This is a genomic window from Sphingomonas caseinilytica, from assembly GCF_023516455.1.
In the GTDB taxonomy this organism is placed as follows: Bacteria; Pseudomonadota; Alphaproteobacteria; order Sphingomonadales; family Sphingomonadaceae; genus Sphingomicrobium; species Sphingomicrobium caseinilyticum.
In genome coordinates this window covers 90394-110870 of the sequence record NZ_JAMGBA010000002.1, presented here as the reverse complement: position 1 = coordinate 110870, position 20477 = coordinate 90394, and the positions used below count along the sequence as shown (strand labels likewise).

Here is a 20477-nt window from a genome sequence, read left to right as displayed (position 1 = left end):
TTATCCACAGTCTGCGTGACTCTCGCGCCGATTCGAGGCAGCTTCGACGCGATGGCCGACCGGGGGAAAATTGAGTCGTCCAAGGACGACGCTGGGCGCGACCGGCCGGCTTCCGAAGCCGCCGACCTGAAAGCCGTCGCGGCGGGAATCTCGAACCTTCCCGGTCCAGTGGATTTCGCCGGCGTGCTGGCAATTGCCGATTCCCTCCCCGTGATGATCGCCTACCTCGATCGGGACCTTAAATACCGTTTCCTCAACCGGACGCTGGCCGACTGGCTGGAGCATCCGCGGCGCAGCGTGCTCGGACGGACGATGAAGGAAGTGGTCGGCGAGGCGGCCTATGAGTTTCGCCGGCCGATGGTCGAAGCAGCACTGGCCGGTGAGGAGCAGTGGTTCATCGCCGACTTCGACCATGTCACGCGCGGCAAGCTGACCGTACAGGCCCACTATGTTCCCCACCGCAACAGGAAGGGGAAAGTAGTCGGCCTGATATTGGTCATCCAGGATGTGACCGAGCAAAGGGCGAGTGAAATTGCCCTGCGCGAAAGCGAAGCGCGCTTCCGTCGAATTGCCGATTCCGCACCGGTGATGATGTGGGTCACCAGGCTCGACCGGACCCGCGATTTCGTGAACGAGGCATATCGCGAATTCGCCGGCCTCTCTCCGGAAGAGATCAACACGCATAACTGGCGCGAGTGGATTCATCCGGAAGATTGGGACCGGATCGTCGCCGAGAGCGTCGCCGGCGAGGCCTCGCTGAAGCCGTTCACCCTGGAAGCGCGGTTCCGGCGGGCCGACGGCGAATATCGCTGGCTCAGAAGCGTGTCGCAGCCGCGGTTCGGGCTCGACGGATCGCCGATCGGCTTTATCGGCGTCGCGACCGACATCACCGTTGCCAAGGAAGGCGAGATCGACCTCCTCCACCAGGTCGACGAGCGTTCGAAGGAGCTGATCGAAACCCAGGATCAATTGCGCCAAAGCCAGAAGATGGAGGCGCTCGGCCAGCTGACGGGCGGGATTGCGCATGACTTCAACAATCTGCTGACGGTGGTCGTCGGCGGCCTCGATCTCATAGCCAAGCAGGTCCAGGATGAGCGGCTGGTGCGCTTCGCCACGAACGCGCTCGCTGCCGCGGAAAGAGGTGCTCGGCTTACGTCCCAACTGCTCGCGTTCAGCAGGGTACAGAGGCTGGAAGTTCGCCCGACCTATGTCGCACCGCTGATCGAGGAGATGCGACCGCTTCTCCGGAACGTGCTTGGTCCCGGGATTGAAAAGAAGTTCGACCTCGATCCGCATCTGACCCCAGTGCTCGCCGATCCGACGCAGCTGGAGGTGGCGGTCCTTAACCTGGCCATCAACGCGCGCGATGCCATGCCTGATGGAGGGACGCTGACCATTACAAGCCGGCGGTTGCGCATCACCGATGACCCCGACCTGGCTCCAGGCACCTATGTCGAGCTGTCGATAACGGACACCGGCGGCGGGATGGAGCCGGAGGTCCTGGGCCGCGCATTCGATCCGTTTTTCACCACCAAGGAAGTCGGCAAGGGAACGGGGCTCGGCCTGTCGATGGTCTATGGCATGGCCCGCCAGTCGGGCGGTAACGCCAAGATCGAAAGCAGTCCGGGCAAAGGCACGACCGTCAAGCTCTACTTCCGCCGTGCCGACCGGGACGGCGAAGTACCGGCGAGCGGCGGCAAGACGGGGGACGAACTGCGCCGGAGCCGTGGAGCTGCCACCGTGCTGGTGATCGACGACGATCCCGATGTCCGGCAGTTCATCGCAGCCGGCCTGGAAGAATATGGCCATGAAGTCATGGAGGCGGCCGACGGCGGGGAAGGGATCGAAAAGTTCGCCGCCACCAGCCCTGATCTTGTCATCGTCGATTACATCATGCCGGGCCTGTCGGGCGCGGAGGTTGCCGAACATATCCTCGCCACGAGGCCAGGGCAGCCGATCCTGTTCGTGTCAGGCTACAACGAAACCGATGCGATCCGGCGGGTCGCGCCGGATGCGGAGATTTTGGCCAAGCCCTTTCGCGCCGCGACCCTAGAAGATTCCGTCCGGGCAGCGCTGGCAAAGGCGGAGTGACGGGATGGCGGACAGCTGCAGCCCGAGCCGGGAAATCGAAATCAAACTGGATATCGATCCGTCCGACGCTCTCGAGCTGGAAGCGCTTCCCTGCTTTTCTGGAGAAGAGGAGCGCCAGCGGCAGATCACCGTCTATTTCGATACGCCGAAGGAAAAGCTGCGCCGCGGCGGTTGGGTGCTACGGGTCCGGCAGGTCGACGGACGCTTTACCCAGACCGTCAAATGTTCGGGGTCGCCAATTCCGATCGAACGGGATGAGTGGGAGGAAGAAATCAGCGGGCTGAGGCCCGAAGCAAAGGCCATCGCAAGGACGCCGCTGGGCGATGTCCTCAAGGGGCGGCAAATCCGCCAGCTCACCGCGCTTTGCCGGTGTGACGTGGAGCGGGTGTCCCGGACAGTCGCCAACGGCAAAGGCTCGTTCGAGCTGACTTATGACCAAGGCCTGGTCGAGGCCCGAGAGGCCTGCGAGCCGATCCATGAGATCGAGCTCGAAATGAAGGCGGGCAATCTCGAGGCGTTGTTCGCATCGGCGCGAAGGATCGTCCGCCAAGTGCCGGCGAAGATCGGGGTGCTGGCGAAGTCCGAACGCGGCTTCAGGCTTGCTGACGGGCGGATAAATGCGCCGGTCAAGGCGACCCCGGTTGTGCTCCGTGCAAGGATGTCCGTTGCCGAAGGCTTTGCGACCGTAGCTGCCGCTTGCCTCAAGCATTTTCGGATGAACGAGCCGCTGCTGATTGCCGAACGGGATGCCGAGGCGCTTCATCAGATGAGGGTCTCCATCCGGCGCCTCCGCTCGGCCTTTTGGCTGTTCAGGCCTGCCATCCGCGATGCGAAGGTCGAGGCATTCGAGGACCAGCTGCGCCGCTTCACGCGCGAAATGGGGGCGGCTCGCAACATTGACGTGATCCTGGCTTCCCTGCCGCTCGACGATCCCGCGCGCGGCAATCTGGAGGACAATCGTAAGCGCCTCTACAGCCGGTTGATCCGTAAGCTGGATTCGCGAAGCTTCCGACTGTTCATGTTTGAGTTGTTCGCCTGGGTGCAGACGGGCAAATGGCGGTCGAGCAAGAAGGCCATGGGGCCGCTGATGCCATTTGCGATCAAGCGGCTAGATCGGCTTTGGACGAGGATCAATCGCAAGGCCGAAGGATTGGGGCGGCTTTCCGACGTGGAGCGGCACAAGCTTAGGATCAGCACCAAGAAGATGCGCTACGCGGTCGAGTTCCTGGCCGAGCCATTTCGGAATTTGGCTGATGAAAGGGCTAGGTTCGTCAATGCCGCTGAGGGCGTTCAGGACCGGTTGGGCGAGCTAAACGACCTGGCGACGCGGCAGGAATTGCTATTCGGCCATGCACATGAAACGGACCGCAAATTCAGAAGCCGGCACTTGCGCGCGGCCAAGCGTCATTTCGGCAAGCTTCGAGACATCGGAGCCTTCTGGGGCCGGTACGAGGCTTAGCCGGCCATGCGCTTGGCGCCGAGCCCGAGCACCATCTGGTTGGCTCGCTCGTAGCTGAGCGGGCGTCCGAACAAATAGCCCTGGATCGTATCGCAGCCGAGTTCGCGCATGCGTTCGAAATCCTCGGCGGTTTCAACGCCCTCGGCCGTTACCGACATTCGGAAGCTTTTCGCCAGCTGGACGATCGACTGGATGATGGCGACATTTTCCTGCCGGGACCCCGCCTCGCGGACGAAGCTGCCATCGATCTTCAGCTTGTGGAACACGGCCTTGTTCAAATAGCCGATGGACGAATAGCCGGTGCCGAAGTCGTCGAGGGCGATGCCCACGCCTAGTGCCCTGAGGCGCTTCAGCACGTCGAGCGTCGCGCCTTCGCCACCAAGGAACACGCCTTCGGTGACTTCCAGTTCCAGCCGGTTGGCCGGCAGCTTGTAGCGGCCGAGGGCCTGGCTGACGACGTTGGGAAGCGACGGCAGGACGATCTGCTTCGGGCTGACGTTGAGCGCGACTGTGATCGGTTCGGGCCAGGTCGCGGCCGCGCGGATCGCTTCCTCGATCACCCATTCGCCGATCACCGGCATCAGGCCGGCTTCCTCAGCGACCGGAATAAAGACGTTCGGCGGGACGAAGCCGCGCTGCGGGTGATTCCAGCGGATGAGCGCTTCGAAACCGACCAGCTTCTGGGTCTTGGCGCTGACGAGCGGCTGGAAGACGAGGTGGAACTGCTTGGAAGCGATCGCCCCGCGAAGGTCGGTCTCCAGGCGAACGCGGTCGTCCTGCTCGGTCTGCAGCTCCGAGGAGAAATATTTGGCGACGCCGCGGCCGGCACCCTTGGCTTCGTACAGCGCAAGGTCGGCCTTCAGGATAAGGTCGTCGACGGTCGCGCCGTCAATCGGACCAAATGCGCACCCGATCGACACGCCGATCCGAATTTCGGTCTGGTCGATCATATAGGGTTCTTTGATCGCGTTGATGATCCCTTCGGCCAGCTGCTCCACCTTGTGGCGCGATTGGGCATCGGCGATCACAATCGCGAATTCGTCGCCGCCCATGCGGCCGACATGGCCGTCGGGCCCGACCTGGTCGCACAAGCGCTTGGCAACGGCCTGCAGCACTGCGTCACCCTTCGGATGGCCGAAGGTGTCGTTGACCGGCTTGAAGCCGTCGAGGTCGAGGAACATGATGGCGCACGGTACATTGCCGACCGTCGCCTGGCGGAGCGCCTCGCCAAGCAGCTGACGCACGCGGCCGCGATTCGGCAGCCCGGACAGCACGTCCATATTGGCAAGGTGGGTCAGCCGTTCCTGGGTCTGGCGGATCTCCGTGATATCGCTGCCGACTCCGCGAAATCCTTCGAAACGGCCGGCGGTGTCGACGATCGGGTCGCCAGCGATCGAGATCCAGCGGGCGCCGCGTGCCGTCTGAAGCTCCATCTCCAGGTTTGAGAAGGGCTGCTTCTGCAGCAGTACACGGCCGAGTTCCGCGTGGCCGCCCAAGAGCGACGGCATCGAGTGTCCCAGCAGCGCGCTTGCCGGACGGCCCAGAAGGGCCGTCATTCGGCTTGAAATGTAGGTGACGCGATTCTCGCCATCGACTTGCCAAAGCCAGCCCACGCCGCGCTGCTCATATTCCTGCAGCAACAGGCTCGCGCTTTCCGACTGAGAGCCGAAATCCGCGTTGGTCTTAAGCTGGCCAAAGGCCCAGCGTGCGACCGTAAGGACCCCGACGACCGCGACACCTAACGTGAAGATGATTGCCAATACCGTGTTGAACGGTAGCGAATTGCCGGCCACCAGCAGCGAATAACAGAGCGCGCCGGTGAAGATTGCCATCCATGCCGTGACGCAGGCCGGGACAACCACCAGTCCGAGCGCCGCGATGCCGAGGCCCGCGATCAGCGTCGCCGCAACGGCCTGGCTCTGCGGTTCCAGCGTTGCGAAGCTGAGGACCGGAAGCGATATCCAAACGAGGCCGCGCAGAGAGATGTCGCCGACCATCTGCCATTTCGGAACCTTCCGACCGGAACGGCCGACATGCGTGACGGCTTGTGTCCGCGCCAGCTGCATCGCGCCGAGATTCGTGACGACGACCGCCAAGGCCCATCCGCCCAAATAGCTGGAAGGGACATGGCCAAAGAGGATCATGGCCATGAAAATGGCGGCGATGCTGTTCACGGCGGCGAAAAACGGTGCGAATTGGCCGCGCGCAATCAGCTGTGCATCGCGAAGCGGGCTGCTTCCTTCATCCGCGGCTTGCGACGTGACACCCAGCGATTCGCCATCGGGCAGGCGCGCTGAAATCATACGCTTATAACGGTCAGGTGCCTCGTACATCCGGTCTTTCCGTTGGGTTGGACGCCAACAGATAGGCCGAATTGGGTTACTTCGCGGTTAAAGCTTTGCCGATTTCGCTGCCGGGACCAGCCCCAATTTGTCGAGATCGCTCGAGGTCACCGAATGGTAGGATGGCCGCGCCTTGGCGTAAATTCGGGCAGCGATCGGGCGGCCCCATTCGCTGTCCTTTGCAAGAGCGGTGATCAGCGGTCGAACGAATTTGCGCCGGCCTTGCTCCGTCAGGAACCGTTCCAGCGCCGGCACGGCAGGCTGGTAACGGTTGCCAACTGCCAGATCGAGCCAGGCGAACAACACCTCATTGTTGCCGGCACCGTTTAGCCCGAGCTTGCCGTTGAGCTCATCGAGCCGGGCCGATTCAAGCTTGCGGGGGATGCGATTGACGAAGCGGAGCTTCTCTGCCGTCGTCCAGTTTGCGAATTCGGCTGGTGCGGGGCCACCGGCAGCGAAGGCGGCAACAGCCTTGTCGACGTCGGCGAATGCCGCCGGATCCGGGCGCGCGACATTGGTTGGAAGACCGGGTTCATAGACCCATTGATCAAGCATCAGCTTGTCTTCCAGCGCCTTGTCGCCTTTCACCAGATTTTCGCGGAAATCGGCCAGGAATTTGGCCGACGTCATCGGCTGGAACGCGTAGCGGTCGAAATAGGATTTGAGCCAAGCATCGAAGCGATCGCGCCCGACCAGCTTCTCCAATGTCCTGAGGAAAATCGCTCCCTTGTCATAGACGATGCCGCCCGATCCGCCGTCAGGGTTGGCTTCGGACGGCTGCAGGTGCAGGCGGGTGTTGGGGCCGGTGGCTCCCTCTTCTTCCAGCGACTTTGTCATCTCGTCGAAGCTCAGCGCCGCTTCCTGCGAAGCGCGCTTCGGGCCGTAGATCGCCTCCATGATCCGGTTTTCGAAATAGGAGGTGAAGCCCTCGTTGAGCCAGCTGTCGGCCCAGGTGGCATTGGTCACCAAATTGCCCGACCAGCTGTGCGCCAGCTCATGGGCGACGAGGCCAACCAGGCTCTTGTCGCCGGCGATGAAGGTCGGGGTCAGGAAAGTGAGGGTCGGATTCTCCATTCCGCCATAGGGGAAGGAGGGGGGAAGGACGATCACGTCGTAGCGGCCCCAGCGGTACGGGCCGTAAAGCTTCTCCGCAGCTTCGACCATTTTCTCCGTGTCGGTCAGTTCGGCGGCTGCGCGGTCGAGCATAACCGGCTCCGTCCAGACGCCGGTGCGCGGCCCAAGCTCGCGGAAGGCAAGGTCGCCCGCCGCGATGGCGATCAGATAGGGGGCCACCGGCTTGTCCATCTTGAATCGATAGGCTCGGCGGCCGTCGCCCGCGGGCTCCCCGTCCGGCGTCAGCCGTTCGCCCGACATGACGACTTTCAGAGGCTCGGGCGCGGTGACCGTTGCGCTCCAGGTCTGGCGGATACCAGGGCTGTCCTGCGTCGGGATCCAGGTCCGGTTGAGCGTCGGCTGGCCCTGGCTCAACAGGTAGGGATGCTTCTTTCCGGCCGTCTGTTCGGGGCTCAGCCACTGGAGGGCGGCGGCGTCCGGCTTCGAACTATAGCTGATGATGATCCGTTGCTTGCCGTCGCCAGGCAGGTCGATGGTTAGCGGTGAACCCTTGCTGGGATCGGCGGGGCCAAGCGCCCATTTGAGCGAATTGCCTTCCGAATCCTTCACTTCGGCAATTTCGAGGCCCTTGCTGTCGAGGATGATCTGCTTCACGCCGGACTTGGCAATGACGTCGAGCGCGGCCGTTCCGCTGACCTTCTTCGCATCGAAATCCAGCGCCAGGTCGAGATCGACATTGGCGACGCGCGCCTCAAGCGGCTTGGCGTAGCTGGCTGCGTCGACCGCGTCCGGCGAATCCAGAATCGGCGCTACCTGTCCCGACTGACCCGCGGGCGGGGGCGAAGTTTCGGTTTGGCAGGAAGCGAGGCAAAGGGCCGCGACGGCGGCAATCAGGTAACGCATCGAAACGGGTCACTCCGGAAAAATAGGGGCTCAGGCTGGCTGGGCGACGGCCTTGTAGAGGGTGTTGAGCGGCCGTGCAAAGACCCGCCGGACCATCGGCTCGAAGAAGTCGAGCGGGGCGTTTTCATAGGCCGGGTCAAAGGCGGATTGGTCGTAGAGCTCACAGAAGCGCGCCGTATCCTCGAAATGCTCATGACCTCGAAACGCCTCACGCATGTCGCGGTTCATTCCGAGGTGGTGGAAGAAATAATAGCCCTGGAAGATTCCATGCTGCTCCGAGATCCAATGGAGCTTCTCGTCGACGAATGGCTTCAGGATGGCTGCCGCGATTTCGGGATGATTGTAGCTGCCGAGCGTGTCGCCGATGTCGTGGAGCAGGGCCATCACGACATAGGATTCGCTTTCACCGGCCTGGTGGGCCCTCGTCGCGGTCTGGAGCGAATGCTGAAGCCGGTCGACCGGGAAGCCGCCATAATCCCCGTCGAGAAGCTTGAGATGCGTGAGCACGCGGTCGGGCAAACCTGCGGCATAGTCCATGAAATGGGAGCCGATGATCGACCAGTCGGCCGCCGTTCCCTCCTTCATCGAGCTGAATTGGGCGCGCTGCTCTGTCATGTCGCCTCTCCTTGCGGGCCAGCCTAGTACCGGGCAACGGGAACGCCAAGGGTAGGCGCATCGCGGCGGCCAGCCTATATCGGCTGAATGGATCGTGCCGTGACCAACCAGACGGACATTGCAAGCGACAGCGTTCGCGCCCTGGCGGAAGCCGCGGCTCAAGGTCGGGCGCCGATCCGCCGCAGCAAGGGCCCGGCGCGCCCGATCCTGGCGCTGGTCGGGCTGGATCGGCCCTTTTTCGACGACAAGAACCGCGCGTTCTGGGTGCTTCAGTCGATCGGCTGGAGCGGATATTTCATGCTCCGCTCGCTGTCCGGGCTCGCCAATTCGATGGGCGCGATGTTCGTCGTCCACTCGCTTCTGCTGACCGCGACAGGCTATTCGCTGACCCTGCTGATGGCCTCGCTCTACCGCCGGCTGATCACGATGCGCGCGATGTGGACGGTGATCATCAGTCTCGGCACCGTGATCCTCGCATCGGCGGCATTCTCGTTCATCGAGACGTGGAGCTATGCGACGTTCCTGAGGCCGGACGCCAAGCCGGTCGGTGTCGAATATCTAGGCGCGATCATCCTCGACTTTTCGCTGCTCGCCGCCTGGTCGGCGCTCTACTACGGGATCAATTACTATCTGCTGCTGGAAGAGGAGATCGACCAGCGCGCCAGGCTGGAAAGCCAAGCGTCAACGGCCCAGCTGGCGATGCTTCGCTACCAGCTCAATCCGCACTTCCTGTTCAACACGCTGAACAGCATTTCGACTCTAGTGCTGTTGAAGCAGACCGAACGGGCCAACGCGATGCTGTCGCGGCTGTCGTCATTCCTTCGATACACGTTGGTCAATGAACCGACGGCGAAGGTGACGCTGGTGCAGGAAGTGGAGACGCTGAAGCTCTACCTCGAGATTGAAAAGATGCGCTTCGAGGATCGATTGCGCCCACATTTCAAGATCGACGGGGATACGATCGGGGCGCGGCTACCATCGTTGCTCCTCCAGCCGCTGATCGAGAATGCGATCAAATATGCCGTCACGCCGGCGGAACATGGGGCCGACATCTGGATTACCGCTCAGCGTGAGGGGCAGGCAGTGAGGATCGAAGTGGCGGACAGTGGACCAGGGCCTGGCGGCACTCCGATCGATGCGCAATCGACCGGCGTCGGCCTTGCGAATATCCAGGACCGCCTGGCGCAGGCGTACGGTCCGGCACATGGTTTTTCCACGCGAACGAACGAACATGGGGGCTTTAGCGTTATTGTCGAACTTCCGCTCGAAACCGATCAAAGGGATCATTCATGACCATTCGCACCATCCTCGTTGACGACGAACCCCTGGCGACCCAGGGACTTCGCCTGCGCCTCGAAGCGCATGAGGACGTGGAGATCGTCGCCACCGCAGCCAATGGCCGCGAGGCGATCCGGGCGATCAAGACGCATAAGCCGGACCTCGTTTTCCTCGACATCCAGATGCCGGGTTTCGACGGCTTCTCGGTCATTTCCGGGATGATGGAAGTCGAGCCGCCGCTGTTCGTGTTCGTTACCGCTTACAACGAACATGCGCTGCGGGCGTTCGAGGCCCAGGCGGTCGACTATCTGATGAAGCCGGTCGAAGAAGATCGGCTGGCATCGACCTTGGACCGGGTTCGCCAGCGTTTGGCGGAGAAGCGCGGCGCGGAGGAGGTCAAGCAGCTTAAGGAGGCGCTGGCCGAGCATGCGCCGGAGGCAGCGGAAGAGCTTGCCGAGGCAATGCCCGAAGCGCCGGCCGCCAATCGCTTCGAAAAGATGATCAACATCCGCGACCAGGGTCAGATCTTCCGGGTAGACGTCGATACAATCGAGCGGATCGACGCGGCCGGCGACTATATGTGCATCCAGACGGGCGACAACACGCTGATCCTGCGCGAAACCATGAAGGACTTGGAAAAGCGGCTCGATCCGCGGCGCTTCCAGCGCGTTCACCGGTCGACCATCGTCAACCTGGACCTCGTGCGCCAGGTCAAGCCGCACACCAATGGCGAGTGCTTCCTGGTGCTGGATTCAGGGGCGCAGGTCAAAGTGTCACGAAGCTATCGCGACGTGGTGGCAAGGTTCGTTCACTAGCGAACGAGGGGGGCGAAAATGGCGCGCATCACGGGACTTGGCGGCATCTTCTACAAGGTAGCGGACCCGGAAAAGACTCGCGCCTGGTATCAGGAGTCACTCGGCATCGGAGGCGAATGGGGCGCGATGTTCCCGTTCAAGAAAGACGATCCCGAAGGCTTCACGCTGTTCTCGCCGTTCAAGGCCGACAGCGATTATTTCGGCCCGAGCGCCAAGGAGTTCATGGTCAACCTTAGAGTCGACGACCTCGACGGCGTGGTCGCTGACCTTGAGGGCAAGGGGATCGAGATCCTCGGGCGGCAGGACGAGGATTATGGCCGCTTCGCCTGGATCATGGATCCCGACGGCGTGAAGGTCGAACTTTGGCAGCAGCTCGGCCCGGCGCCGGAATAAGCGAGGTAGATCATGGCTGATCGGAGCAAGTTCGAGACTTTCGCCGCTCTGCACGTGCCGGGCGACCCGGTAATCCTCTACAATATCTGGGATGTCGGGAGCGCGCTGGCGGTGGTGAAGGCGGGTGCCAAGGCACTCGCGACGGGCAGCCATCCGGTCGGTGATGCCAGCGGGTTCGGCGATGCCCACCAGGTGCCGCTGGACTATGTATTCGCCAATGCATCCCGGATCGTGGCGGCAATCGATCCTTTGCCTCTCTCAGTCGATTTCGAAGGCGCCTATTCCACCGATCCCGGGGAAGGCGGCCGAAACGTCGCGAACCTCAAGGAGAGCGGGGCCGCCGGCTGCAATTTCGAAGACCAGGTGGTCGGCGGTGAGGGAATTCACCCTCTCGACCTTCAGGCCCGCCGCATCCGGGCAATTCGCGACGCGGTCGGCGAAGATTTCTTCATCAACGCCCGCACGGATCTGTTCCTGAAGGCAGACGATCATGGCGATGCGGTGATCGACGAGGTCATCGAACGTGGCAAAGCCTTTGCGGGCGCGGGGGCCAGCGGCTTCTTCGTTCCCCGGCTGGCAGACCCGCGACAGATCGAGCGCGTCGTCCGGGAGGTGCAGCTGCCGCTCAACGTCATTGCTTTCCCCGGTGCTCCGCCCAAATCGGAATGGGCAGCGGCCGGTGTTGCGCGGATCAGCCATGGACCATTTCCGCATCGCGCGCTGATGGCCCAGCTCGAAGAGGCAGCTCGCGCCGCCATCGCCTGATCTGTTGCCCGCAAGATTCAGGAAGTCGAGGCGGACTTCACTCCCTAGGCCGTGGCGCAGAGGAGAATATCATGGCCAATGAGCTTTTTCGGCGATTTGCCGCGCTACACGTCTCGGGCGATCCGCTGGTCCTGTTCAATATCTGGGACGCTGGAAGTGCACTTGCAGTCGTAAAAGCGGGAGCGAAGGCGATCGCCACTGGGAGCGCCTCAGTCGCGATGGCAAACGGGTTCGGAGACGGTGAAAATCTTCCGATGGAGTTCGCGCTTGCGAATGCCCGGCGGATTGCCGAAAGCGTCGACCTGCCGGTCACGGTGGATTTCGAGGGTGCCTATTCGAACGATGCCGACGAGGGCGCTCGCAACATTGCTGAGCTGGCCGCTACGGGCGTCGTAGGTTGCAATTTCGAAGATCAGGTGGTGGGCGGCGAAGGATTGCACTCGATCGACGTTCAGGCACAGCGGATCGCGGCAGCTCGCGCAGCCGTAGGGCCGGATTTCTTCATCAACGTCCGGACCGACCTGTTCCTGAAGGTCCCACAGGAAGCCCATGACGGCGCCATGCTCGACGAAGCGATCGCGAGGGGGCGGGCCTATGCGGAAGCGGGGGCGAGCGGCTTCTTCGTGCCGATGCTGGGCGACCTCGACCTGCTGCGCCGCCTTTGCGACGAGTCAGCGATACCGGTGAACTTCATGACTTACCCCGGTTGCCCGTCCAATGCGGAGGTTGCCGCTACCGGGGTCGCTCGCGTGAGCCACGGCCCCTTCCCGCACATGGCGCTGATGAAGCAGCTCGAAGAGGCTGCGGGGGAAGCTCTCGCCTAGGCTGCTTTCCGCTGCCACCAGCGTCGGCGGCTCTTGCCGGACTTCAGCACGCTCCGCCGGAACACGGCGGATGCCATCTTGAGAATTAAGGCAACCCATAGCCCTTGCCAGATCAGGGCCAGCAGATGCGGCCAAAGCGCCGGCTGCTCCGCTGCCCGGGCAATCATCGCGAAGGGCGAGGAAAGCGGGAAGACGGCAGCTGCGATACCCACCGTGCTGTACGGCTGGCCAACTGCCAGCGACGCAAAGCCGAACAGGACCAGCTGGCCCATGGTCACCGGCATCGACAATATCTGGACCTCGCGCGCAGTTGAAGCATGGGCGCCGATCCCCAGGAAGGTCGCGCCGATCAGCAAATAGCTCATCGAGAAATATACGAAAATCAAAGCGATGAATGCCGGCCAGCCGACGGCGGGGGCAGTCAAGCTGCTTACGCCTCCGGCCTTGAAACTGTCGATTGCGAACGCGCCGGCAACGGTCCAGACGGCAATGCCGGTGAGCGATGTCGCAAGCATGGCGAACAATTTGCCGAGGAAGATGGCGTCAACCGGCACCGCCGCTGCCAGAACCTCAATCACCTTGCTCGACTTTTCTTCAATCAGCTGGCTGAGTACCATGCCGGCCAGGAGGATCGTGAGAACGAACAGGAGAGCTTGGCCGGACCGGCCAGTCTGGACGCGCCTCGCTGCCTGCGGACCGGCCATTTTCTTGGACTGGGTGATCTGAACTTTGACCGCCTTGAGAGGTGGACCGGCAGCCATCCGCCGCGCTTCATCGATGTACAATCTGATGTGCCGAGCCGTGCGATCCTTGCTCGTCACGGTCCCGGTAAGGTGCGGAGCAGTGAGCCCGCCGTCGAGCACGGCCATCACCGGCTCATCCGCCGAGGAAAGCAGCTCGTCCTTTTGGGCGGCGAGATCGGCTTCGGGTATGACATGGCGCAGTTCAACCATCGGCAGCGGATCGGCCGCCGGCGCCAATTGCTCCCGAGCAGCACTGAGCAATTCAAAATCTTGCTGCGACGAGATTACAGCGACTGGAGGAGGCTTTGCATTGCGGTCGACCTGCGCTCCGATGCCGAACATCCCCACGCCTATCAGCAGCGGGAACAATGGACCCAGCAGGAATAAGAAGAATGTCTTTCTGAACACGGTCGCGGTGAAATCACGGCGGGCGATGACGAAGGCGGCGCGGAAGGTCTCGGGCAACTTCACGCGACTTCCTCCGATGCAGGCACATGGCCCATCTCGCGCGCTGCAGCCTCGCCGGCGATGGCAATGAAGGCGTCGTGCAGCCCGGGCCGTTCGATACTCAAGGTTTCGATCCCCGCACCGCCGTCAATCAGCGCCTTCAACAGTGGCTCCGGACCCGAGGCGGGAAGCTCGAAGCGCCACTCTCCGCCAACCTTCTTGGCGGATTGAGGAAGCGCCGATTGCCATGGTCCGCTTTCGGATCGGGTACGAAGATGGACGATCGGGCGGAGCTTCCCGCGCGCCTCGTCGACATCGCCTTCGAACACGGCGCGGCCTTCGGCGATGATGGCGATGCGCTCGCACAGCCGTTCGGCGTGGGCGATGACGTGGGTCGAGAAGATGACCGTGACACCCGCGGCCGACTGGTCGCGGATTAGTTGCTCAAGCTTCTGCTGGTTGAGGGCATCGAGCCCCGCGAAGGGCTCGTCCAGCACAATGAGCTTGGGCTCGTGAATGATGGTACCGAGCAACTGGACGGTTTGCGCCATGCCCTTGGACAGGGTGCGGATCGGCTTCTTCGCCCAATCCTCATGGCCGGCATCCTGGAGCAGCTGTAGCGCCCGGCGCCGGCCTTCCCGGATCGGCAATCCGCGAAGTGCGCCCATGAAAGCGATCGCTTCGGCAGCTGGCATCGACGGGTAGAGACCGCGCTCCTCGGGCAAATAGCCGACCGCTCTTGCGACCTCGAGCGGCCGGTCATGACCGAGCAAGCTGCGGGTTCCCGAGGTCGGGTCGATGATGCCCAGGAGCATCCGGATGGTGGTGGTCTTGCCGGCGCCATTGGGACCGAGGATTCCGGTGATGCTCCCTTCGGGAACCGAAAGGCTGACGCCGTCGACCGCCATTTTGCCGTCGAAATCCTTGGTCAGGTCCCGCGCCTCGGCGGCGATCGCTCTTTCCCCCATGCCGACAATGGGTAAAGGGTCGCGGTGTCATGGCAAGCCTGAAGCAGCGGATTTTCGACAAGGCGAAGGAACTGGGCTTTTCCGCCTGGGGCGTTGCGCGCGCCGATGCCGCGTCGGAGGCTGGCGAACGGCTCAAGGAATGGATTGCCGAGGGCAACCATGGCGAGATGGGCTGGATGGAGGATCGGGCGGAGCAGCGCGCCAGCCCGCAAGGTCTTTGGCCCGAAGCCAGGTCGGTCATTGCACTCGCCATGAGCTATGCGCCGCCCCACGATCCGTTGGTGCTGGAGGGCGTTCGCGATCGGGGGCGAATCTCGGTCTACGCGCAGGGCGCCGACTATCACAAGGTGGTGAAGAAGGCGCTGAAAGCCATGGGGCGTTGGTTGGCCGACGAGGCCGGGTGCCAGCTCAAGGTGTTCGTTGATACGGCACCGGTCATGGAAAAACCCCTGTCTGCGGCCGCCGGTATCGGCTGGCAGGGCAAGCACACCAACTTGCTCAATCGCGAACATGGTAGCTGGCTGTTCCTCGGCGTCATCTACACCACGCTGGACCTGGAACCGGACAAGCCGGCCGAATTCCATTGCGGCAGCTGTACGCGGTGCATCGATGCTTGCCCGACCAATGCGATCACCGGGCCCGGACGGCTCGATGCCAGGAGATGCATCTCCTATCTGACGATTGAGCATGCCGGGCCGATTCCTCATGAGTTCCGGAGCGCGATGGGCAATCGCATCTATGGCTGCGACGACTGCCTAGCCGTCTGCCCGTGGAATCGCTTCGCCACTGCCGCGCAATCGAACAAGGCGTTTCAACCGAGGCCCGAACTGGTTGCCCCCCAGTTGGCGGACCTCCTGGCCCTCGACGACACTGGATTCCGTGAGCTGTTTTCCGGATCGCCGATCAAGCGGATCGGCGTGAACCGGATGATCCGCAACTGCTTGATCGCCGCAGGCAACAGCAATGACCCGTCATTGCGTCCAGCTGTCGAGCAGCATCTGACGAGCGAAGATCCGGTCGTGGCCGATGCCGCTCGGTGGGCGATCGAGCGGCTCTAATTCGCCTCTAGCGAGGCGATGCAGTTCTGCGCGTTGACCGGCGCTCCCTGGAGATTGCGCGTGTCGATATAGGTGACGCGCGGAAGGCCGGCGCCGCTGGTGCTGGGATAAAGATAGGCATCGAGAACGCAGTTCGGACCAGCGAACTGCAATTTGGTGCCGTCGCCCTCACGGATTTGCAGCCTCGGCCGCCCGAAGTGCTGGCCCAGTTCATTGGCGGTCATTCCATCCAGCGATGAATGATTGTGATCATTGGCTGCGGCCGGTGCGGGCTCGACAGGCTTGACGGGCTGGGGCGTGGGTGTCGCGGCGCAGCCGGCAAGCAGCAGGACAACTAATGGGATAAATTGACGCATCAGCAGCTTGTGGCGGGCGGCTTGGCGGCTTGCAAGCTTGCTACTGCTCCCCGCCGCCGCTAGGCGCGCCGCAACCCCATTTCCCGCAGGATCGAAAACTTCATGACCCAAGCCCGCTATGACGTGCTTTGCATCGGCAACGCCATCGTCGACGTCATCGCCGATACCAACGACGCATTCCTCAGCAAGCAGGGCCTTCACAAAGGGTCGATGCGGCTGATCGACGAGGCGGAAGCCGTGCGCCTCTATGATGCGATGGGTCCGGGCCGGGAGATCAGCGGCGGTTCCGCCGGCAATACGGCAGCGGGCCTTGCCGCCCTCGGGATCAAGGCTGCCTTCATCGGACAGGTGGCCGACGACCAGTTGGGCAAGATCTATCAGCACGACATTGAATCGCAGGGCATCGATTTCCTGGTCGAGGCGCGCGGCGATGTCGGGGCGACCGCTCGTTCGCTCATCCTTGTCACGCCGGACGCACAGCGGACGATGAACACCTTCCTCGGCGCCGCACAGTTGCTCGAGAAGCGCTCCGTCGACCTCAATGCCGTCGCGGACAGCTCGATCATCTACCTCGAAGGCTATCTATGGGATCCGGCCGAGCCGCGCGCCGCGATGGAAGCCGCGATCGAGGCGGCCCATGCCGCCGGCCGCAAGGTCGCCTTCTCCCTGTCCGATACCTTCTGCGTCGATCGGCACCGGGACGGCTTCTGGCAGCTGCTTCGCGACGGCAAGATCGATATCCTGTTCGCCAATGAGGCGGAGGCATCGTCGATGGCAAAGGTCAACGACGTCGAGGAGGCCATTCCGGCGCTTTCGGCCTACGTCCAGACCTTGGTCGTCACCCGGTCGGAGAATGGCGCAACCGCCGTCTCCGGGGGTGATCGCGCCGATGTGCCGGCCGAGCCAATCGAGCGGCTGGTCGATACGACTGGCGCTGGAGACCTCTTCGCCGCCGGCTTCCTTGCGGGCGAGGCACGCGCCCTGGGCCTAAAGGCCTCGCTACGGCTTGGTGCGATCGCCGCGGCGGAAGTCATCCAGCATTATGGCGCGCGGCCGGAGAAGGACCTCAAGGCGTTGGCCGGCGAGCTCGTCGGCTAATCGGCGATCGGGCTCTTGAGTTCGACCTGATTGCCAGACGGGTCGCGGATGTAGAAGGACATGCCGTCGCCGTTGGCGCCGTAGCGAATGCCTTCCTCGACGATTGCGATGCCGTGATGCGCAAGGTGCGCCCGCATCGCCTGTTCGGTGCACGGCCCGGTGGCGATGCAGACATGGTCCATGTTGCGGCCGCCCTCGGCTTCGGGCCTGGCCCATTCGCCTTCGCTGGATCCGATGTCGACCAGGTCGATCAAAGATGCCCCCGCGCGTAGCTGGAGCATTCCGAACTTCGGTAGGGCACGATCCACGGTGCATCCCAGCACCTGTTCGTAGAAATGCTGCGCTTCGGTCATATTGCGCACCAGAAGCACGACATGATCGAGCCCTTCGAGCTTGAACGGCGGATGTGTCATCCGTCCCAACTTACGCTTCTATCGCTCAACGAAAAAGGGCGGGCCCGTCGCCGGACCCGCCCCAGTTTTCGAACTATGCCCCTTTACGGACGGATCACCGGCTTGCCGGATTCATCCCTGGGAGCATCTTCCGGGAAATATGGCGTTTCGGCATCGGCAACGACCAGATGGCCCTTCGCCAGTTCCGAATTGCGCATGCCGTACAGGAAGTAGAGCACGATCGCGCCGACCACATACCAGGCGAAGAACACCAGCACCCGCGCTTCGACCGTGAAGATCAGGGCGAAGCAGCTGATGATTCCGAGCGCCGGGAGGACCGGGTAGAGCGGCACGCGATAGCCGCGCGGCAGTTCCGGATGGGTCCGGCGAAGCCAGATCACGGTCAGGCAGACGATACCGAATGCCGCCAGCGTTCCGACCGACGTCGCGTCGCCGAGGAAGTTGATGTCGAAGAAACCGCCCGCGGTGGCAACTGCGATGCCGACCAGGATGGTGTTGATCCACGGCGTACGGAACTTCGGATGGACGGTCGAGAACACCTTCGGCAACAGGCCGTCGCGGGCCATGGTGTAGAAGATGCGGGTCTGACCATACATCAGCACCAGGATGACCGAGGTGAGGCCGATGATCGCGCCGACCTTGATGGTCTTGGCGAGCCATCCCCATTGAGGCCCGAAGGCATCGACCGCGACCGCTACCGGATCCGGCACGTTCAGTTCGGTGTAGGGCACGATCAGGGTCAGGACGATCGACACCAGGATGTAGATGACGGTGCAGACGACCAGCGATCCGATGATCCCGACCGGCATGTCCTTGGCGGGGTTCTTCGCTTCCTGGCCGGCGGTGGAGACCGCCTCGAAACCGATATAGGCGAAGAAGACGATCGACGCCGCGCGAAGGATGCCGCTCCAGCCGAATTCGCCCTTTTCCCCGGTCGGCTCGGGGATGAAGGGCTGCCAGTTATGAGCGAACTGGTCATAGTTCTGGATCAGGATGAAACCGCCGACGAGGATGAAGGCGGCCAACACGGTCACCTTGATGGCGACGATGACGTTGTTGAACTTGGCCGATTCCGACACGCCGACGACCAGCAAGAGGGCCAGCGCAAGGCAGACCAGGAAGGCAGGCAGGTTGAAGATCGTCGTGATCACCGTCCCGTCAGCCAATTCTTTCGGGTGGCCATAGGGCCCCGTCAGTGCGTCGGGAACATGGATGCCGATGTCACTAAGCAGGCTGACCATGTAGCCGGACCAGCCGACCGAAACCACCGAAGCGGCAAGGCCGTATTCCAGCAAGAGCAGGGCGCCCATGATCCATGCAGCGAACTCGCCGATGGTAGTGTAGCTATAGGTGTAGGCCGAGCCCGAAACGGGCAGGGTCGATGCCAGCTCCGCATAGCAAAGGCCCGCGAAACCGCAGACGATGCCGGCAATGACGAAGGACAGCAAAACCGCCGGTCCGGCATGAAGCGCCGCCGCATTGCCGGTCCGGACGAAAATGCCTGCACCGATGATGCAGCCGATGCCGAGGAACACCAGGTTCCAGGGCCCCAGCGTGCGCTTAAGCTCGCTTGACGCAGTCTCTTGTTGAATTTGGGCGACACTCTTGCGCATCATGATGCGCCCGAGCAGTCCCCGCGGAGCGGCACTCGCCATCAGATCTCCCCTTGATTTGGTAATTTAACGTTTTGCGGCGACCCTAACCGCTTCCTTCATATGTTGCAATCCCCTTGCAACATATGAAGTTCCGCTGTGGCTATCGCGCCAGCATCGGCCCCAACGGCTGGCCGCCGAACACGTGGAAATGAAGATGCGGCACTTCCTGTCCGCTCCGCTTTCCGCTGTTCGAGAGGATCCGATATCCCTGTGCGTCGGCGCCGGTCATCCGCGCCACTTCGCCGACGGTCCGGACGAAGTCGGCGATTTCGGGATCGGAAGCTTTCGCCGTGAAATCGTCCCAGCTGACGTACGGGCCCTTGGGAATCACGAGCACATGAATCGGCGCCAGCGGATTGATGTCGTGGAACGCCAGGCTGTGCTCCGTTTCCATCACGGTCTTGTTGGGGATCTCGCCGCGCAGGATCTTCGCGAAGATGTTCTGGTCGTCGTAAGGCTGTTTGGCGTCGATCGGCATGGATGCTCCTTATTCAAGCCAGAGTTTCACCGGGCCGGGCCGGACGTCAAGCGAAACGCCAAAGCAAGTGACAAGTCATTGTTCTGTTGAGATAAACTTGCCACGACTGGTTTGGAGAAGGCAGGGCTCGCGGGCGGAGGAAATCGGCGCTGGAATTGGCTGCGTCGGCCTTGACCCCTTTGCGCCGCTCGCTACCACGAAGGGCGATGAGCGAAGAAACACCTGAGTCCCTGATTCCCTATGACGAGATCGTGCAGGAAGCGCTGCGCGACGTCGTCGGACGTGTACTGCATGAGGTCGAGCAGGGCGGCGGGCTTCCCGGTGGCCACCATTTCTACATAACGTTCAAGACCAAGATGCCTGGAGTGAAGATCCCCAAGCATCTGGTCGAACGCTTTCCTGACGAGATGACGATCGTCATCCAGCACCGATTCTGGGACCTCAAGGTCAGCAAGGATGTTTTCTCGGTCGGGCTCAGCTTCGGCGGCGTTCCGTCGACCCTCGTTGTTCCTTTCGCAGCGGTGACCGACTTCGTCGATCCGGCAGTCGATTTCAGCCTGAAGTTCCAGTCCAATGGAGCCTCCGACCTTCCTGAAGAACATGACGAAGCGGAGAATGACGTGCCCGTCGTGCAGGCCGAAGACGGATCGAACGTCGTCAACGTGGACTTCACGAAGAAGAAGTGAAGCGTGCAGGGCTGTC

19 protein-coding genes are annotated in these 20477 nt (G+C 62.5%); 10 read left to right on the top strand and 9 right to left on the bottom strand.

Annotated elements, in window-relative coordinates:
• Positions 1–51: 51 nt before the first annotated feature.
• Together LZ496_RS07205 and LZ496_RS07200 are read left to right on the top strand one after the other, a co-directional pair.
• A complete protein-coding gene (locus LZ496_RS07205) occupies positions 52–2091 on the top strand; it encodes a hybrid sensor histidine kinase/response regulator (protein WP_249903970.1) in 2040 nt (679 codons plus the stop codon).
• 4 nt (positions 2092–2095) lie between these two features.
• Positions 2096–3550 (top strand): CYTH and CHAD domain-containing protein, encoded by a 1455-nt coding sequence (locus tag LZ496_RS07200; protein ID WP_249903969.1) that lies wholly within the window; start codon positions 2096–2098, stop codon positions 3548–3550.
• On the opposite strand, the gene LZ496_RS07195 is transcribed toward LZ496_RS07200, so the two are convergent.
• Genes LZ496_RS07195 through LZ496_RS07185 form a run of 3 tightly spaced genes read right to left on the bottom strand, consistent with a single transcriptional unit; the run spans position 3547 to position 8484 of the window.
• Positions 3547–5883, bottom strand: coding sequence for a putative bifunctional diguanylate cyclase/phosphodiesterase (locus LZ496_RS07195; protein ID WP_249903968.1), 2337 nt, complete (start codon positions 5881–5883; stop codon positions 3547–3549). The two genes, LZ496_RS07200 and LZ496_RS07195, sit on opposite strands and share 4 nt — an antisense overlap.
• Before the next feature lie 57 nt (positions 5884–5940).
• On the bottom strand, positions 5941–7869 hold the full coding sequence (locus tag LZ496_RS07190; RefSeq protein WP_249903967.1) for a M1 family metallopeptidase: 1929 nt from the start codon (positions 7867–7869) through the stop codon (positions 5941–5943).
• Between the two features lie 30 nt (positions 7870–7899).
• The gene (locus LZ496_RS07185; protein ID WP_249903966.1) at positions 7900–8484 is read right to left on the bottom strand and encodes an HD domain-containing protein; all 585 of its coding nucleotides are present in this window, start codon (positions 8482–8484) and stop codon (positions 7900–7902) included.
• A 207-nt stretch (positions 8485–8691) separates the two neighbouring features.
• On the opposite strand from LZ496_RS07185, the gene LZ496_RS07180 reads away from it, so the two are divergent.
• The 5 genes from LZ496_RS07180 to LZ496_RS07160 all read left to right on the top strand — a co-directional run bounded on the left by LZ496_RS07180 (position 8692) and on the right by LZ496_RS07160 (position 12559).
• Positions 8692–9777, top strand: a complete 1086-nt coding sequence (locus LZ496_RS07180) for a sensor histidine kinase (RefSeq protein WP_249904916.1) — start codon at positions 8692–8694, stop codon at positions 9775–9777.
• Positions 9774–10577, top strand: coding sequence for a LytR/AlgR family response regulator transcription factor (locus LZ496_RS07175; RefSeq protein WP_249903965.1), 804 nt, complete (start codon positions 9774–9776; stop codon positions 10575–10577). Before LZ496_RS07180 ends, LZ496_RS07175 begins: the two co-directional genes overlap by 4 nt.
• Positions 10578–10595: 18 nt before the next feature.
• A complete protein-coding gene (locus LZ496_RS07170; RefSeq protein WP_249903964.1) occupies positions 10596–10970 on the top strand; it encodes a VOC family protein in 375 nt (124 codons plus the stop codon).
• A 12-nt stretch (positions 10971–10982) separates the two neighbouring features.
• Positions 10983–11735, top strand: coding sequence for an isocitrate lyase/PEP mutase family protein (locus tag LZ496_RS07165; protein ID WP_249903963.1), 753 nt, complete (start codon positions 10983–10985; stop codon positions 11733–11735).
• 71 nt (positions 11736–11806) lie between these two features.
• Positions 11807–12559: an isocitrate lyase/PEP mutase family protein gene (locus tag LZ496_RS07160; RefSeq protein WP_249903962.1), complete on the top strand. Its 753-nt coding sequence runs from the start codon at positions 11807–11809 to the stop codon at positions 12557–12559.
• Here the strand turns inward: LZ496_RS07160 and LZ496_RS07155 are convergent.
• Entirely contained in the window at positions 12556–13773 is a 1218-nt protein-coding gene (locus LZ496_RS07155) for an ABC transporter permease (protein WP_249903961.1), read from the bottom strand. The genes LZ496_RS07160 and LZ496_RS07155 overlap by 4 nt on opposite strands.
• Positions 13770–14717, bottom strand: a complete 948-nt coding sequence (locus LZ496_RS07150; protein ID WP_436286461.1) for an ABC transporter ATP-binding protein — start codon at positions 14715–14717, stop codon at positions 13770–13772. The genes LZ496_RS07155 and LZ496_RS07150 overlap by 4 nt, the downstream gene beginning before the upstream one ends.
• Before the next feature lie 29 nt (positions 14718–14746).
• Between LZ496_RS07150 and queG the strand changes: the two genes are divergently transcribed.
• Complete coding sequence (gene queG / locus LZ496_RS07145) at positions 14747–15775, top strand: tRNA epoxyqueuosine(34) reductase QueG (protein ID WP_249903960.1); 1029 nt, start codon at positions 14747–14749, stop codon at positions 15773–15775.
• Here queG and LZ496_RS07140 read toward each other — a convergent pair.
• A complete protein-coding gene (locus LZ496_RS07140; RefSeq protein WP_249903959.1) occupies positions 15772–16131 on the bottom strand; it encodes a hypothetical protein in 360 nt (119 codons plus the stop codon). The genes queG and LZ496_RS07140 overlap by 4 nt on opposite strands.
• 102 nt (positions 16132–16233) lie before the next feature.
• Between LZ496_RS07140 and LZ496_RS07135 the strand changes: the two genes are divergently transcribed.
• Positions 16234–17229: an adenosine kinase gene (locus LZ496_RS07135; protein WP_249903958.1), complete on the top strand. Its 996-nt coding sequence runs from the start codon at positions 16234–16236 to the stop codon at positions 17227–17229.
• Here LZ496_RS07135 and LZ496_RS07130 read toward each other — a convergent pair.
• The 3 genes from LZ496_RS07130 to LZ496_RS07120 all read right to left on the bottom strand — a co-directional run bounded on the left by LZ496_RS07130 (position 17226) and on the right by LZ496_RS07120 (position 19775).
• A complete protein-coding gene (locus LZ496_RS07130) occupies positions 17226–17642 on the bottom strand; it encodes a VOC family protein (protein WP_249903957.1) in 417 nt (138 codons plus the stop codon). The genes LZ496_RS07135 and LZ496_RS07130 overlap by 4 nt on opposite strands.
• Before the next feature lie 83 nt (positions 17643–17725).
• Positions 17726–19297 carry an amino acid permease gene (locus tag LZ496_RS07125; protein ID WP_249903956.1) on the bottom strand — a complete coding sequence of 524 codons (1572 nt, stop codon included), beginning with the start codon at positions 19295–19297 and terminating at the stop codon, positions 17726–17728.
• Positions 19298–19397: 100 nt separating this feature from the next.
• Entirely contained in the window at positions 19398–19775 is a 378-nt protein-coding gene (locus LZ496_RS07120) for a histidine triad nucleotide-binding protein (protein ID WP_249903955.1), read from the bottom strand.
• Between the two features lie 206 nt (positions 19776–19981).
• Between LZ496_RS07120 and LZ496_RS07115 the strand changes: the two genes are divergently transcribed.
• A complete protein-coding gene (locus LZ496_RS07115; protein ID WP_249903954.1) occupies positions 19982–20461 on the top strand; it encodes an SspB family protein in 480 nt (159 codons plus the stop codon).
• Positions 20462–20477: the final 16 nt, after the last annotated feature.

Excerpts from the sequence above, each read along its gene's own strand:
- LZ496_RS07205 (WP_249903970.1), top strand. The coding sequence starts at position 52 with ATGGCCGACCGGGGGAAAATTGAGTCGTCCAAGGACGACGCTGGGCGC.
- LZ496_RS07200 (WP_249903969.1), top strand. The coding sequence starts at position 2,096 with ATGGCGGACAGCTGCAGCCCGAGCCGGGAAATCGAAATCAAACTGGAT.
- LZ496_RS07195 (WP_249903968.1), bottom strand. The coding sequence starts at position 5,883 with ATGTACGAGGCACCTGACCGTTATAAGCGTATGATTTCAGCGCGCCTG.
- LZ496_RS07190 (WP_249903967.1), bottom strand. The coding sequence starts at position 7,869 with ATGCGTTACCTGATTGCCGCCGTCGCGGCCCTTTGCCTCGCTTCCTGC.
- LZ496_RS07185 (WP_249903966.1), bottom strand. The coding sequence starts at position 8,484 with ATGACAGAGCAGCGCGCCCAATTCAGCTCGATGAAGGAGGGAACGGCG.
- LZ496_RS07175 (WP_249903965.1), top strand. The coding sequence starts at position 9,774 with ATGACCATTCGCACCATCCTCGTTGACGACGAACCCCTGGCGACCCAG.
- LZ496_RS07170 (WP_249903964.1), top strand. The coding sequence starts at position 10,596 with ATGGCGCGCATCACGGGACTTGGCGGCATCTTCTACAAGGTAGCGGAC.
- LZ496_RS07165 (WP_249903963.1), top strand. The coding sequence starts at position 10,983 with ATGGCTGATCGGAGCAAGTTCGAGACTTTCGCCGCTCTGCACGTGCCG.
- LZ496_RS07160 (WP_249903962.1), top strand. The coding sequence starts at position 11,807 with ATGGCCAATGAGCTTTTTCGGCGATTTGCCGCGCTACACGTCTCGGGC.
- LZ496_RS07150 (WP_436286461.1), bottom strand. The coding sequence starts at position 14,717 with ATGGGGGAAAGAGCGATCGCCGCCGAGGCGCGGGACCTGACCAAGGAT.
- queG (WP_249903960.1), top strand. The coding sequence starts at position 14,747 with ATGGCAAGCCTGAAGCAGCGGATTTTCGACAAGGCGAAGGAACTGGGC.
- LZ496_RS07140 (WP_249903959.1), bottom strand. The coding sequence starts at position 16,131 with ATGCGTCAATTTATCCCATTAGTTGTCCTGCTGCTTGCCGGCTGCGCC.
- LZ496_RS07135 (WP_249903958.1), top strand. The coding sequence starts at position 16,234 with ATGACCCAAGCCCGCTATGACGTGCTTTGCATCGGCAACGCCATCGTC.
- LZ496_RS07130 (WP_249903957.1), bottom strand. The coding sequence starts at position 17,642 with ATGACACATCCGCCGTTCAAGCTCGAAGGGCTCGATCATGTCGTGCTT.
- LZ496_RS07125 (WP_249903956.1), bottom strand. The coding sequence starts at position 19,297 with ATGGCGAGTGCCGCTCCGCGGGGACTGCTCGGGCGCATCATGATGCGC.
- LZ496_RS07120 (WP_249903955.1), bottom strand. The coding sequence starts at position 19,775 with ATGCCGATCGACGCCAAACAGCCTTACGACGACCAGAACATCTTCGCG.
- LZ496_RS07115 (WP_249903954.1), top strand. The coding sequence starts at position 19,982 with ATGAGCGAAGAAACACCTGAGTCCCTGATTCCCTATGACGAGATCGTG.